The organism is Bizionia gelidisalsuginis (genome assembly GCF_008086185.1).
GTDB lineage: Bacteria > Bacteroidota > Bacteroidia > Flavobacteriales > Flavobacteriaceae > Bizionia > Bizionia saleffrena.
Genome location: NZ_VSKN01000003.1, coordinates 93,014 through 107,207, shown reverse-complemented (window position 1 = coordinate 107,207; position 14,194 = coordinate 93,014). Strand labels below are relative to the sequence as shown.

Here is a 14,194-nt window from a genome sequence, read left to right as displayed (position 1 = left end):
AAAGTTCAAAAGAGTCATGATAATTGATGACAATACTATTGACCTCTATATAACTGCTCGACTAATAACAAAATATAATTTTGCACAAGAAAATAACCAGTACAAATCTGCTTTAAAAGCTTTGGATTTTTTAAAGAAAAACCAGAACAACTTTTCAGAATTGCCAGAAATAATTTTCGTGGATATCTATATGCCCATAATGTCAGGATTCGAATTTATGGAAGAATATGATAAATTATCGTTAGAATTAAGAAACCATTGTAAAGTATATATTATATCGTCCTCCATTGATGGAAATGACATTAAACGAGCAAACGACAACGTCAATGTGGTGGCTTTCCAAGTTAAAACTATTACCAAAGAATTCCTCGATAGTATTTAATTAATATTTAACAAATTGAATGTCTTTCTTTAGCCATAAAATATCGATATCCTTTTTGTTGTAATCCGCTTTAGTCTATTCAGTATAGCTAAAAGCCATAGCATTATTTTAAAAACAAAACATCAAAATATGATCAAACTAAATTCCATAATTATTAATGATAATAAAGAGACGCTAACACTTTTAGAAAAATTTGTTGAGGAAAACTCTATGATCATGAATATCGTTGGAAGTACAGCTTCTATAAGGGAAGCCATAACTTTGATAAAAAAAAACAGACCAGAAGTCGTGTTTATAGACATTACTTTTAAAGATGATACTTTTTTTGACATGCTGGCTCAAATAGAATTCAACACCCCAAAATTGGTGTTTATATCTGAGCATCATAACATTGCCGTAAAGGCTTTTAAAAATAACGCTATTGATTTTATACTAAAACCAATAGAGTTTAACAACGTTATTTTAGCTCTCTACAAAGTGATTAAAGCAATTAAAATGGAACGCAGTTATCAAGACGATAAAATAAACAATATCAATATTTTGAATGCTCAAAACCAAGGCGGTAAATATGTTGCCGTTGCTTCGTTAGACAAGGTTGAAATCATTCATATGACAAATATTATGTATTGCGCAGCAGAGGGGAAATACACCTATTTTCACCTATTGAATGGAAAAAAAATAATGTCGAGCAAAAATTTAGGAGAGTATAGGACCCTTTTGAGTAACAGTTGTTTTTTCAGAATACATCATTCGTATATTATTAATGTTCATCATATTTCCATAATTTCTAAAAAAAACGGATATTATTGCGAATTCCCTAATGGAATCGCACTGCCAATTGCAAAAAGGCGCCAAGAAGATTTTAATAAATTTATAAAGCTACGCGATTAAAAAAATTAACACAAAGTAGCGGTGTAACAATACCGTTACAACCGATTTAATTAACACTAATAATTTAAAAAATATGATGGCCCAATTACAACCCAAGTTTGAAAGAGTTATGTTAATTGATGACAACCCCACAGATCTCTATATTTCATCACGTATAATTTCAAAAAATAACTTCGGAAAAGAAGTCTTAGAATATTCTTCTGGACAAGCAGCGTTAATATATCTCCAGCACAACCAGAAAAACGCTGCTTTACTGCCAGAAGTGATTTTTATAGATATATATATGCCGTTAATGTCAGGATTTCAGTTTTTGGAAGAATTCAACAAACTTTCCTCCGCTTTAAAAAAACAATGCCAGGTGTTCATAATTTCATCAACTATCGATGATTTAGACATCGTACGTGCACGAACAGATCAAAATGTCGCTTTCTTTCAAGTAAAGCCTATTACTAAAGAATTCCTTAACCGCATTGGCACCCATTAATAAGCAATATAATTAATAAAACTGTACGTATCTCAACGTAACGCTATATCTAACTAAAAACCAGACTTTCTATTACAAAATAGTAATGATTTGCTATTTGCATTAGGTGACCTGTTTGAAAAGAATTTAAGAAGTATTCCGCTTTTCTTAAACCAGATATTAAGAATCACTTATTTCCTGTATAATGCAGTTGTTACTTTTCGTTTTACATTTAGACAATAATCTTCTTCCTTTGTTCTTTAACGACCTATGGCTAATCAATCTAAACTCAAATCTTTAGATTCTATATAGATGTTTTTTTAAAAATTAATTCTAAAAATTATCGAATTTAATTTAAAGTATGAAAAAATCAAATAGACTAAGAATTCAAAAAATACTTCTATTTCTCATTACATACCTCTTGAGTTTTTCTAAAGTTATTTCTAACACCTTGCCTGCTCTTCCCTCGCGCAGTAAAAGTTTAGTTGAACCTCCTTCCTTAAATATTGACACCTATCTAATCCCGATGTTGTTATTAGGCATTTTATATGGTTGTTATTTTATTAAAAAAAAATTAAATAATTAGAAATTACAAAACAAAAACACGGGATTTTAGGTTTTCAGAGTTATAGCCGCGTTATGCCATAAATTAGATACTCTATGGATAGTGTATGGATAGTGTATGGATAGTGTATGGATAAAAAAAACCTTCTCAATGTAAAAAACAACTAAAAAGCAGACTTTAACTATCATAAATTAGCAGTATTTTTAGAACTCTTAATAGATTTACTAACCAACAGCTATTTTACTTTTTTACGTATGACCATTAAAGACTTAGAAGGCACTTACACTATTATCGGCAAAAACCAGGATACCGAAGGGCAATCGTATAAAGGCGTCTTGCACTTAATCTGTAAAGAAAACAACCGTTTAGATGCCCAATGGCTTATAAACAAAACCCAAGAGCAATCAGGAACAGCCTTTTTTAAAAATGACATTCTAGTCATTAATTTTAAATATACCGGAGATGATGACACTATTTATAAAGGCGTAGCGGTGTATACTTGTATTTCTAAAGATTTATTAGACGGTTTTTGGTCTGAAAAGTACGGCGACCAAAACTGTTTAGGCTCAGAACGTGCTTTTAGAATTTTAAATTAAGTACAGATTGTAAAGGCGATATGCACACTCTTATCCCTCTTATTCAGAGAAAAAACAACCAAAGCTAACAAAAGTCATCTTTTAGGGCACTCATATGTTATAATTTTGAATAAAATACATAAGCTATGAGTGTACTAATTTCAAAATACAATATTCCAGGACCACGATACACTAGTTATCCAACGGTTCCGTATTGGGATAACGATAGTTTTTCATTAAAGCAATACAAAGAAACTTTAATAAGAAGCTTCAAAGAAAGTAATACTGTAGAAGGGATTAGCCTTTACATTCATCTGCCATTTTGCGAGAGTTTATGCACGTTTTGTGGCTGTAATAAGCGAATTACAAAAAATCACTTGGTGGAAGTGCCCTATCTTAAAGCGGTTTTAAAAGAATTGTCTTTATATAAAGCACTTTTAGGTGAAAAACCAATTATAAAACAAATTCATTTAGGCGGCGGAACACCAACATTTTTTACCCCTGAGAATTTAAACTTTTTAATTACTGGTATTTTCAAAATTGCTAAAAAAGCAGAACATTACGATTTTAGTTTTGAAGGACACCCCAACAATACCACAAAAATTCATTTAGACACCTTAGCGAAAAATGGTTTTACACGTGTCTGTTATGGTGTTCAGGATTATAACGAAACCGTACAAAAAGCCATAAACCGTATTCAACCTTTCGAAAATGTGCAAAAAGCCACCCAGAATGCGCGCGATGCCGGTTATACGTCTGTGGGGCACGATATTATTTACGGATTACCGTTTCAAACCGAAGCCCACATTATTAATACCATAGAAAAAACAATCGCACTCAACCCCGACCGTATCGCCTTTTACAGCTACGCACACGTGCCGTGGATAAAAGGTAATGGCCAACGTGGTTACAAAGAAGAACACTTACCTAATGCAGAGTTAAAACGTCTGCAATACGAAACAGGAAAGCAACTATTGCTAGATGCTGGTTATGTAGAAATTGGTATGGATCATTTTGCATTGAAAAGCGATAGTTTATACACAGCAGTAAAGGAGCACACTATCCACCGTAATTTTATGGGCTATAGCGACAGCAAAACGCAGGTTATGATTGGTCTAGGAGTATCGGCCATTAGTGACAGCTGGTACGGTTTTGCACAAAATGTAAAAAGCATTGAGGATTATAAAAATATGATTAATGATGACATACTTCCTATATTTAAAGGTCATATTTTAAGTGCTGAAGATTTAATTATACGCAAACATATTCTTAATTTGATGTGTACGTTTGAAACCTCTTGGGAAGACGCCTCTTTGTATTTTAATGAAATACCTGAAGTATTGTCTAAACTAGAAGAACTTGAAAAAGATGGTTTAGTAACTATTTTAGAAAACAAGCTTTTAGTTACCGAAAAAGGCCGTGCGTTTGTGAGAAACATTTGCCTGCCTTTCGATTTACGCTTACAACGAAACAAACCAAAAACACAATTATTCTCTATGACAGTATAGAGTACCCATAAACGTCTTAATTTTGTAGTTAGAGTTTAAAGGAGAAAAGGAAAGCCGTAAAATAGCTTTCCTTTTTTTATTGTTTAAAATAGTGCGTTTTATAGTCCTTAAAAATGATGGGTAGTCGGTCTTCTCTTTCAATCATTTCACGTCTTATACCAACTAATTACAGTACCGGTTCGTCTTTATCAGAATCCGTTTTGGTTTTAGCTTTTTTATCAGATTTCACCATATTGATAACTACCGCTGTTAAAACGATACAAACTAATGCAAAAACACCTATTATGGCTACGCCCATTCCCCAATTTACTAAAGGTAACATTAAACTTTTCATACTTCTTATTTTTAAAAATTAAACTAATGGCAACTATTGTCGGCCGATACTTCTTCAACAGTAATCATTTCCGATGGAGAAATATACTTGATACCTAAACCTAATCCGCGTAAAATAAATAATAGGGCTATTATAAATACAAAGACAGGAATCGCTTTTAAGATGCGCTTTTTAAGGGTGCCCGTTATAAAATTACCAACATAAATAGCGGTGGTCATTAACGGCACTGTCCCCAACCCAAACACTAGCATATACAAACTACCATTCCAAGCGTTTCCGCTAGCTAACGCCCCAAAAATAGCCATATATACTAGACCGCAAGGCAACAATCCGTTTAAATACCCTATGGTAAAAAACGTGCCAAGGGTTTTCTTTTTAAGTGCTTTACCCATTGCGTTTCTCACTTTAGAAACCGCTCTGTATATAGGTTTAGAAAAATTATACTTATTAAAAATGTTGGTGGGCATTACTATAACTACAATCATTAAAACCCCAATTAAAATAGAGAGCTGCTGTTGAAAACCAAATAGATTTAAACTTTTACCGACCAGCCCAAAAATGAATCCTAATACGGCATACGTTAATAAACGGCCCGAATGATAACTTAATAACTGGAGGACTCTCTTGGTTTTGTTTTTACGATCTATGGGCAATAAAAAGGCAATAGGCCCGCACATTCCTACGCAGTGGAAACTCCCTAATAAACCAAATATAAGTGCCGATAGTAACATAAGTTATTAATAAGTAAACGATTTTTTATACATAAACGGCGTGCCGTCGTACTCCCAATCTATAATAATATTCCAGCGACCGTCAATCAAATTTTTTCCAGGTATGAACACATTAGAATTCTCTAGAAGTAATGGTAAATTAAAATCTAGTTGCTCATTAGACGGTCGGTAAAGAAACACGTTTCCTTTTATCTTTGACTCCTCGAAGGTCTCTGGAAACACTAATTTCAGTCCGTTATCTGTAATTTCAAAAATAATTTTTTCTTCTAAATCATTCGTGTTTGTTTCAGCATCTATTTCTTTTTGGTACACTACTTCTTTCGCATAATACTCTTCGGTGACTAAATCGAAGCTAAACTTTTTATGAGTACTCATTGTAATAACTAAATATAGTATAAACCCCATAAATAATGCCATCGCAACGACAATACCTGTTCCCCAATTCCATTTCATAATTTTTAATGCTCGCTAATAAAGGCGCTTATATAGACTCCCCTAACGAGTTTCTTCTTAAATAAATTTACACTCTTAATCGCTTACTATTACATTGAAAACAAATCACTTACAGATTTATTTATAACTTCGTGGTCCCATAAAGGTCGTTGTTGTGGTTTCTATTAATTGGTCACCACTATACACGCCTATTTCGACACGGTCTTTATCGCCGCTTAATCCGCTAGCGTTTATTTCTACAAATAAAGTACCTTTTGCCAAATCTTGCTCTGGCACTGTAAAATTTGAGTGCGATACCAATTTCACTGTGCCTTTGTGAGACATTAATTCAAATCTAACGTTTTCAATATCTTTAATGGTTTTATTTACCAACTTAAAAGTATACACATTACTAATAATATTGCCTTCTTTGTGTTCGTATAGCTGGCCTGGTAATCTTAAAATAGTGGCTTCAACATCGTTTCTTAAAAACAACATCCCTATAAGTACAGCAATTAAAATCCCTAAAACAGCGGTATAACCTTTTAATCTAGGTGTAAATTTAAAAGGTTCTTTCTTTTCTATATTATCCTCACTAGTATAACGAATAAGTCCTTTTGGTAAATTTACAGACTCCATCATATGGTCGCATGCATCGATACAAGCGGTACAATTTATACATTCTAATTGTGTACCATTACGAATATCGATTCCTGTAGGGCACACGTGAACACACTGAAAACAGTCTATACAATCCCCTTTACCAGTTGTAGCTCTGTCTTCATTCTTTTTAAACTTTGCACGGCCTTCTTCTTTCTCACCACGTTTATGATCGTAGGCTACAATTATAGATTTATTATCTAATAACACACCTTGTAAACGACCGTAAGGACAAGCGATAATACAGACTTGCTCTCTAAACCAAGCAAATATAAAATAGAATACACCTGTAAAAATAAGGAGTGATACTAGCGTACTTGTGTGTACAAAAGGACCGTCGGTGATATAACGAATAAGTTCATCGCTTCCTATTAAGTAGGCTAAAAAGACATTGGCTATTAAAAATGAAATGATAAAGAAAATGATCCACTTTAATACGCGTTTTCTAATTTTCTCTGCATTCCAAGGCATCTTTTTCAATCGGATTTGTTTTCCTCTATCGCCATCAATCCAGTACTCTATACGACGGAATACCATTTCCATAAAAATAGTCTGCGGACAAATCCAGCCACAAAATATACGACCAAAGGCCACCGTAAAAAGAATGATAAAAACCACTCCAATAACCATCATTACAACAAATAAATGAAAATCTTGTGGCCAAAACGGATTACCAAAAATATTAAAACGGCGTTCTAAAACGTTAAACATTAAAAACTGATTTCCGTTTATTTTAATAAACGGTGCAGAGACTAAAAATGCCAAAAGTACATAACTCACATATTTGCGATAGTCATACCATTTACCTGAAGGTTTTTTAGGAAAAACCCAAGCTCTTTTTCCTTCTTCATTAAGTGTTCCTATTGAATCGCGAAAATTCTCTTCCCCTTGCTCTGCCATCTTTCCTTAAGTTATTCTGGTGTTATTCTAATGTTCTGCTAATACTAAAAACACAGCATCGTTGTAGGCCTGTATGCAATACGCCTGTTCTAGTGGAACGTTATACGTATCGAACATTGCTAAACGAAAACTTTGACCTTCCATATTAAAATCGATTTCACCTTTTACTACTAAAATTTTTGTTTTAGTAGAGGCTATTCGTTTTGGTAAGATCACTTCTCTTTTTAAACTTACAGCAGTAAGATTAGAACTCTCTGAGTTGAATAGATTTTTTAAAACTATTTGCTCCGAGTGTTCTAAACCTTGTGCTATATTATGTAACATATTCATTGTAAATAGAGTCTTTTACTCGTTTACTTCAGTTTCTGATAGTGCATTTTCATTGTTTACTGGCAGTGCGTCAGTTTAAGGCTCTATTTTGGAGTGTTTTCATCCTGCCAAATTTCTCCTTCTGGAGCCTTTGGTTCTGCTGGAGTTGTTCCTCCCAGACTAATAACATAACTCGCAGCTTGAGCCATCTCTAAAGGTTTTAACTCTGACTTCCAAGAAATCATACCTTTACCTGCTCGACCACCTTCTAAAAGTGTTCTAAAAACATTTTGAACTCCACCACCTAAAATCCAATACTCATCGGTAAGGTTTGGCCCAATACCACCACCACCGTCAGACTTATGACACGCGATACAATTTGTTTCGTATATTTTTTTCCCTGAATTCAAATCTGACGCATCGGTTAATAAAGTCACCGTATTTACATCGACTAAGTCTTTTGCCGTTTTTTTCCATTCTTCAACTTGAATTTTGGCTTCCGCTACGGCCATTTCATACTCTTCTTTCTGGTTGTAATCATTCAGCACTTCAAAGCGCACCATATAAACAATGGCAAAAATAATTGACGCATAAAAACCGTATACCCACCATGGCGGTAAATTATTATCTAGCTCACGGATACCATCGTAATCATGATCGAGAATAATTTCCTTTTCTTCAATATCCTCATCGTTTCCAAGCATTTTTAGGTACGTTACTCTAAACCACTTAAATTGGTTTTCTTTTCGGTACACTTCTTTTGCTAAATAACTGGCTTGCTGCTCGGGCTTTAGTGTTTTAAATAAAATAACACGTAAGGCTTCGATACATATTTCGAAAGCCATACCGAAAAGCATTACAGTACCTATAATTATCCAGTAAATGGGCTCAGTAAGCATTGCCCATTGCTGATCTGTTTCATAAACCCATTCCATTAAAATTATAGAAATAATTAATAACAAGAAGAGTCTTAATAAGGATGCAGTTGTTCTCATATTAGTTTTGGTTTGTATTAATGGTGTCATCTTCTAAAGGAATGTTACTAACTTCCTCTATATGTGATTTTTTTGCCGTAATAACCCACAAAAAAAGTCCTACAAAAAAAATGAAGAATATTAATAACGATACTAAAGGATAGATTGCAACACCATCTATATTTTCTAGGTTTCCTTTTACAAATTTGAACATATCTATTCGTTTAAGTTTTCTGTTGATCCGTCTCCATTTGTCACTTTAATATCGGTACCCATACGTTGTAGGTAAGCTATTAAGGCCACAATTTCTCTATCTCGCATTTGTACAAATTCCTCATTATTATCTTTTGCATACTGCTTATCTGCTTCGTATGTTTTTGCAAAATCAGGATCGTTATACAAGCTTTTTTCAATTTTCTCACCTTGCTCGGACATCCACTGTTGCGCTGTAACGATATCATTTTCTGTATAAGGAACACCAAGTGTTACCATTGCTCTCAGTTTAGTTTCAGTATTACTTTTATCGAGCTCATTTAAAATTAACCACTTATAAGAAGGCATAATAGAACCTGAAGAGGTGCTTTGCGGATCGTACATATGATTAAAATGCCAGTTATCACTATACTTACCACCTATTCGCATTAAGTCTGGTCCCGTACGTTTACTTCCCCATAAAAAAGGATGATCGTAAACATATTCCCCTGCTTTAGAGTATTCTCCGTAACGTTCTACCTCACTTCTAAAGGGTCTAACTTGTTGTGAGTGACAACCTACACAGCCTTCTCTAATGTAAAGATCTCGACCCTCTAATTCTAATGGAGAATATGGTTTTACACTAGAAATTCTTGGAATATAATCGTCTACCATTAACGAGGGTATAATTTGTACCATACCTCCAATAAGAATAGCGATTGTAGCGAAAATTGTTAATTTAACAGGACGTCTCTCTAACCAAGAGTGGTACCCTTCTTTTTTAGTTCTGTTTTTCGTTATTTTTTCTAATGGTGCAGCTTCTGCTAACTCATCGGTTACAGCGCTTCCTGCTCTAGCCGTCATTATTAAGTTAACAACACCAATTATTGCTCCTGAAATGTAAAGCGTTCCCCCAATAGCACGCATCCAATACATTGGCATAATTTCGGTTACGGTTTCTAAGAAATTCCCGTAAGTTAAAGTACCATCTGGATTAAATTGTTTCCACATAGAGGCTTGCACAAATCCTGCTACGTATAAAGGTAATGTATATAAAATGATACCTAGAGTACCAACCCAAAAGTGTGTATTGGCTAATGTAAGAGACCATAATTTAGTTTTAAATAATCGGGGTACCATCCAGTAAATCATACCAAATGCCAAGAACCCATTCCAAGCTAAAGCACCAACGTGCACGTGGGCAATAATCCAGTCACTAAAGTGAGCGATAGCATTTACGTTTTTAAGTGATAACATTGGCCCTTCAAAAGTAGCCATCCCATAACCTGTAATCGCTACAACCATAAACTTAAGAACAGGATCTGTTCTTACTTTATCCCAAGCACCACGCAATGTTAATAATCCATTAATCATACCTCCCCAAGATGGCGCTAAAAGCATTATTGAGAATGCAACACCTAAGTTCTGTGCCCAATCTGGTAACGAAGAATATAATAAGTGATGGGGTCCTGCCCAGATATAAATAAATATTAACGACCAAAAGTGCACAATAGATAATCTATAAGAATATACCGGTCTGTTTGCCGCTTTTGGAACGAAATAATACATTAAACCTAAAAATGGTGTAGTCAAGAAAAATGCTACGGCATTATGCCCATACCACCATTGTACTAATGCATCTTGAACGCCAGCATACATAGAGTAACTCTTCAATGCGCTTACCGGAATTTCCATACTGTTTACAATATGTAAAACAGCTACAGTAACAAATGTTGCTAAATAAAACCAAAGTGCAACATATAAGTGACGTTGTCTTCTTTTTAGCATAGTTCCAATTAAATTGGCTCCAAATACAACCCATACTACAGCAATAGCGATATCAAAAGGCCATTCTAACTCCGCGTATTCTTTAGATGTTGTGTACCCTAACGGTAGTGTTATGGCAGCACCTACAATTATAGCTTGCCATCCCCAAAAGTTAAAATTACTTAACCAATCTTTCCACATACGCGCTTTTAATAATCGCTGTGAAGAGTAATAGACTCCAGCAAAAATAGCATTACCAACAAAAGCAAAAATAACGGCATTTGTATGTAACGGACGTAAACGACCAAAACTTAACCAAGAAATACCATCGGTAAGATTAGGGAATAAAAACATAAAAGCTAATAGTAGCCCTACACTCATTCCTACAATCCCCCAGAATAGTGTTGCGATAATAAAGTTCCGTACAACCTTATTATCATAATAAAATTTTTGTAATTCCATAGTTTATTTAGTTAGTCTTTTTTTTCTTGGTGTTGTTTCATTGGTTGATTTACTAGTTTCTTTTTTTTCATCAACAAGTTCATCTTCAAAAAGCATTCTTACAGAGGGCGTATACATATCATCGTATTGACCTTTCTTCACAGAATAAATAAAAGCTGCAAAAAACACTAGTGCCACAAAAACACTGATTGCTAAAAGCATATATATAATATTCATATCATCTTGAATTACGGTGTAAAATTACCGGTATTGGTTTATTAATAAAATGACTTTTGTCAGTTTACTTCTTTTTATTTCAAAATACCCCTTTTTATTTCTATTCAATGATTCTTATTGATATTTTCCACCTTACTCCCTTTGGGTATTAGTCGACCAAATTAAGCTTTCGCCCTAAAATATATGTATAAACAGTCGTAAAAATCACGATACTTATAGAGCTTAAAGGCATTAATATTGCTGCTACAACTGGCGCTAAATGGCCTGTCACCGCAAAGCCTAACCCTATTACATTGTAGAATAACGAGAAAATAAAAGCATAGTTAATAACTTTTATACCTTGACGAGATAACGTTAAAAACGTTGTTATTTGTTTAAAACGAGAAGCATCTAAAATACCATCGCACGCTGGAGAAAACACATTGACGTTTTCCGAAATAACAATACCCACATTACTTTGTGCCAATGCCCCAGAATCGTTAAGTCCATCTCCAACCATCAACACATTCCTCCCTTGATCTTGTAACGTTTTAACATAATTGAGTTTGTTTTCAGGCTTCTGATTAAATAGCAACGTGATCCCTTTAGGAAGTATTTGTTCTAAATACGCTTGCTCTCCATTATTATCGCCAGATAAAACAACGAGATTACAATTTTTAGACAACGCTTCAAATACATCAGTCATACCCGCTCTGTATTCATTAAAAAATACGAAGCATCCCTTATACTCTTCGCTGGTACCAATATGAACTGTAGTTTTGTTTGTATTCGATTGCTCTAAAACTTGTGATTTTTCTTGAGCTTTCTCAGTTACAAAATCATAGGAGCCCACTTTTATAGAAAACGCACGTGAAACCCCTTCAATACCTTTACCTACTTCTTCTGTAAAGGAATCTAAAGTGCAAATACCATTCGTATTCAACAGCGTATATAAGGCACGACTCAGAGGGTGATTTGAGGCACGTAAAGTTGAAGTTAATACTAATTTCTCGTCTTCGGAGAGCGTTATTCCTTCGTAAACAATTCCGTTTTTCTGATTGGTAGTAAGTGTTCCAGTTTTATCGAAAACCACGGTATCGATGTGAGATAGTTGCTCAATCACTTTACTGTTTTTAATGTAGCATTTATTACGACCGAAAATGCGCAGTAAATTCCCTAAAGTAAAGGGAGCGGCCAGAGCTATTGCACACGGGCACGCAACAATTAGTACCGATGTAAACACATTTAGTGCGATCGATGTATCGTAAAATAACCAAAATATTGTGGACACTAAAGCTATCAATAATAAGGTAATGGTAAAGCGCTTACTTATCTTGTCTGTTAAACTTTCAAATCCGCTCTGCTTATTTTTACTAAATATTTCGTTAGACCATAATTGGGTTAAATAACTTTGTTCTACTGGTTTTAAAACCTCCAACTCGATAACACCTGCTTGTTGCCGGCCCCCAGCATATAAATAATCGCCAGACTGTTTTACCACGGGTTCTGCCTCGCCGGTTACAAAACTATAATCGATTAATGCTTTCCCTTTTATTAAAATAGCATCGACAGGAATTAATTCTGAATTTCGGATAATTATTCGGTCTCCTTTTTCTAATTCGTAAACTTGGGCTTGGTCTTCTTTTTTTGAAGTTTCGGATGTGTTTTCACCATCAACCGAAGCGTATTCCTTAAATAATCGTGTTACCGCAATAGGAAAATAGGATTTATAGTCTCTTTCAAAAGACAAGAAAGCATAGGTTTTTTGCTGAAAGAATTTTCCTAATAACAAGAAAAACACTAAACCAGCTAAACTATCGAAAAAACCAGATCCCCAGTCCATAATAATTTCTACCGAAGACCGAACAAATAAGACGAATATACCTATAGCAATGGGCACATCAATATTTAATATTCTAGAACGTAAGCCTTTATAAGCAGATACGAAATAACCCCAGCCTGCATAAAAAACGACAGGTAGCGAAAAGGCAAACATAAGCCATCTAAAAAAATATTTATACCGCTCTAGCCAAAACTCATCGACTTTAAAGTACTCGGGGAAAGACAAAAACATAATGTTTCCAAATGCAAAACCTGCAATACCCAGTTGGTAAATTAAAGTACGATCGGTTGTCGTTTTTTTTACAGAAGCATCTTCTAGAGATAGATAAGGATCGTACCCTAATTTAGCCAATAAAACCACTAAATCATGCAAATTAAAACCGTCGCTTGAATACGTAACCCGCACTGTTTTTTTAGGAAAATTGACTTGCGCCGTTTTAACTGCAGGATTAAGTTTGTTTAAATTCTCTAAGACCCAAATACAAGAACTACAATGTATGGAAGGAATTAACAACGTCACCACTTGAATGCCTTGTTCGTTAAATTCTAACAACTTATCAGAAATCACTTTATTCTCAAGAAAGTCGTATTTACCTTCTATACGAGAGGGTGTAATTCCTGGTGTTTGCTGTAAATCGTAGTAATAAGAGAGGTCGTTTTCATTTAAAATATCGAACACTGTTTTACAACCGTGACAACAAAATTGTTTATCCTCATATTTAATTACAGTTCTATCGCAGGCATCACCACAATGGAAACAATTCTCCATAACTACTTAATTTACTTCGACCTTAAAAAGATCATTCATACCTAAGACAAAGGTCTTTCATTTTACAGCCCAAAAAGATGACATTTATCATATATATTAGCATTATTTAGCTGTTTTAAAGTAAAACCTACAGCCGTATAATTTACAACATTCTCTAGAGTTTTCATTATAAAGAACTTTACTTTCATAGATTTCGCCTAAATTATTCGTTTCTTTGCAAGAATAAAGAATAATATTTTTCAA

The 14,194-nt window shown here is 34.2% G+C and carries 15 protein-coding genes; 5 read left to right on the top strand and 10 right to left on the bottom strand.

From position 1 onward, the window contains the following. Window positions 1-16 precede the first annotated feature (16 nt). The 5 genes from ES677_RS03590 to hemN all read left to right on the top strand — a co-directional run bounded on the left by ES677_RS03590 (window position 17) and on the right by hemN (window position 4,384). On the top strand, window positions 17-382 hold the full coding sequence (locus ES677_RS03590; RefSeq protein WP_170235040.1) for a response regulator: 366 nt from the start codon (window positions 17-19) through the stop codon (window positions 380-382). Between the two features lie 129 nt (window positions 383-511). Beyond that, complete coding sequence (locus ES677_RS03585) at window positions 512-1,273, top strand: LytR/AlgR family response regulator transcription factor (protein ID WP_148380458.1); 762 nt, start codon at window positions 512-514, stop codon at window positions 1,271-1,273. A gap of 73 nt (window positions 1,274-1,346) precedes the next feature. Next, on the top strand, window positions 1,347-1,757 hold the full coding sequence (locus ES677_RS03580; RefSeq protein ID WP_148369665.1) for a response regulator: 411 nt from the start codon (window positions 1,347-1,349) through the stop codon (window positions 1,755-1,757). Window positions 1,758-2,555: 798 nt separating this feature from the next. Then, window positions 2,556-2,897: a hypothetical protein gene (locus tag ES677_RS03575; protein ID WP_148369664.1), complete on the top strand. Its 342-nt coding sequence runs from the start codon at window positions 2,556-2,558 to the stop codon at window positions 2,895-2,897. Between the two features lie 125 nt (window positions 2,898-3,022). Beyond that, a complete protein-coding gene (gene hemN / locus ES677_RS03570) occupies window positions 3,023-4,384 on the top strand; it encodes an oxygen-independent coproporphyrinogen III oxidase (protein WP_148380457.1) in 1,362 nt (453 codons plus the stop codon). A 166-nt stretch (window positions 4,385-4,550) separates the two neighbouring features. Here hemN and ES677_RS15250 read toward each other — a convergent pair whose 3' ends face one another. The 10 genes from ES677_RS15250 to ES677_RS03525 form a co-directional block, all read right to left on the bottom strand. After that, window positions 4,551-4,718: a hypothetical protein gene (locus tag ES677_RS15250; RefSeq protein WP_170234435.1), complete on the bottom strand. Its 168-nt coding sequence runs from the start codon at window positions 4,716-4,718 to the stop codon at window positions 4,551-4,553. Between the two features lie 23 nt (window positions 4,719-4,741). Continuing rightward, a complete protein-coding gene (locus ES677_RS03565) occupies window positions 4,742-5,449 on the bottom strand; it encodes a sulfite exporter TauE/SafE family protein (RefSeq protein ID WP_148380456.1) in 708 nt (235 codons plus the stop codon). 6 nt (window positions 5,450-5,455) lie between these two features. After that, window positions 5,456-5,902: a FixH family protein gene (locus ES677_RS03560; protein WP_148380455.1), complete on the bottom strand. Its 447-nt coding sequence runs from the start codon at window positions 5,900-5,902 to the stop codon at window positions 5,456-5,458. Between the two features lie 117 nt (window positions 5,903-6,019). Continuing rightward, window positions 6,020-7,441 carry a cytochrome c oxidase accessory protein CcoG gene (ccoG, locus tag ES677_RS03555; RefSeq protein ID WP_148369660.1) on the bottom strand — a complete coding sequence of 474 codons (1,422 nt, stop codon included), beginning with the start codon at window positions 7,439-7,441 and terminating at the stop codon, window positions 6,020-6,022. 27 nt (window positions 7,442-7,468) lie between these two features. Continuing rightward, window positions 7,469-7,771: a hypothetical protein gene (locus tag ES677_RS03550; protein ID WP_148369659.1), complete on the bottom strand. Its 303-nt coding sequence runs from the start codon at window positions 7,769-7,771 to the stop codon at window positions 7,469-7,471. A gap of 83 nt (window positions 7,772-7,854) precedes the next feature. Next, window positions 7,855-8,745 (bottom strand): cbb3-type cytochrome c oxidase N-terminal domain-containing protein, encoded by an 891-nt coding sequence (locus ES677_RS03545; protein ID WP_148369658.1) that lies wholly within the window; start codon window positions 8,743-8,745, stop codon window positions 7,855-7,857. Window position 8,746: 1 nt separating this feature from the next. Next, on the bottom strand, window positions 8,747-8,938 hold the full coding sequence (locus ES677_RS03540) for a cbb3-type cytochrome c oxidase subunit 3 (protein WP_148369657.1): 192 nt from the start codon (window positions 8,936-8,938) through the stop codon (window positions 8,747-8,749). A 2-nt stretch (window positions 8,939-8,940) separates the two neighbouring features. Beyond that, window positions 8,941-11,145 carry a cytochrome-c oxidase, cbb3-type subunit I gene (gene ccoN / locus ES677_RS03535; protein ID WP_148369656.1) on the bottom strand — a complete coding sequence of 735 codons (2,205 nt, stop codon included), beginning with the start codon at window positions 11,143-11,145 and terminating at the stop codon, window positions 8,941-8,943. 3 nt (window positions 11,146-11,148) lie between these two features. Then, a complete protein-coding gene (gene ccoS / locus ES677_RS03530; protein WP_148369655.1) occupies window positions 11,149-11,361 on the bottom strand; it encodes a cbb3-type cytochrome oxidase assembly protein CcoS in 213 nt (70 codons plus the stop codon). A 148-nt stretch (window positions 11,362-11,509) separates the two neighbouring features. Continuing rightward, window positions 11,510-13,951 carry a heavy metal translocating P-type ATPase gene (locus ES677_RS03525; protein ID WP_148380454.1) on the bottom strand — a complete coding sequence of 814 codons (2,442 nt, stop codon included), beginning with the start codon at window positions 13,949-13,951 and terminating at the stop codon, window positions 11,510-11,512. Window positions 13,952-14,194 lie beyond the last annotated feature (243 nt).

Excerpts from the sequence above, each read along its gene's own strand:
- ES677_RS03550 (WP_148369659.1), bottom strand. The coding sequence starts at position 7,771 with ATGAATATGTTACATAATATAGCACAAGGTTTAGAACACTCGGAGCAA.
- ES677_RS03575 (WP_148369664.1), top strand. The coding sequence starts at position 2,556 with ATGACCATTAAAGACTTAGAAGGCACTTACACTATTATCGGCAAAAAC.
- ES677_RS03580 (WP_148369665.1), top strand. The coding sequence starts at position 1,347 with ATGATGGCCCAATTACAACCCAAGTTTGAAAGAGTTATGTTAATTGAT.
- ccoS (WP_148369655.1), bottom strand. The coding sequence starts at position 11,361 with ATGAATATTATATATATGCTTTTAGCAATCAGTGTTTTTGTGGCACTA.
- ES677_RS03590 (WP_170235040.1), top strand. The coding sequence starts at position 17 with ATGATAATTGATGACAATACTATTGACCTCTATATAACTGCTCGACTA.
- ES677_RS03540 (WP_148369657.1), bottom strand. The coding sequence starts at position 8,938 with ATGTTCAAATTTGTAAAAGGAAACCTAGAAAATATAGATGGTGTTGCA.
- ES677_RS03525 (WP_148380454.1), bottom strand. The coding sequence starts at position 13,951 with ATGGAGAATTGTTTCCATTGTGGTGATGCCTGCGATAGAACTGTAATT.
- ccoN (WP_148369656.1), bottom strand. The coding sequence starts at position 11,145 with ATGGAATTACAAAAATTTTATTATGATAATAAGGTTGTACGGAACTTT.
- hemN (WP_148380457.1), top strand. The coding sequence starts at position 3,023 with ATGAGTGTACTAATTTCAAAATACAATATTCCAGGACCACGATACACT.
- ES677_RS03560 (WP_148380455.1), bottom strand. The coding sequence starts at position 5,902 with ATGAAATGGAATTGGGGAACAGGTATTGTCGTTGCGATGGCATTATTT.
- ES677_RS03545 (WP_148369658.1), bottom strand. The coding sequence starts at position 8,745 with ATGAGAACAACTGCATCCTTATTAAGACTCTTCTTGTTATTAATTATT.
- ES677_RS15250 (WP_170234435.1), bottom strand. The coding sequence starts at position 4,718 with ATGAAAAGTTTAATGTTACCTTTAGTAAATTGGGGAATGGGCGTAGCC.
- ES677_RS03585 (WP_148380458.1), top strand. The coding sequence starts at position 512 with ATGATCAAACTAAATTCCATAATTATTAATGATAATAAAGAGACGCTA.
- ccoG (WP_148369660.1), bottom strand. The coding sequence starts at position 7,441 with ATGGCAGAGCAAGGGGAAGAGAATTTTCGCGATTCAATAGGAACACTT.
- ES677_RS03565 (WP_148380456.1), bottom strand. The coding sequence starts at position 5,449 with ATGTTACTATCGGCACTTATATTTGGTTTATTAGGGAGTTTCCACTGC.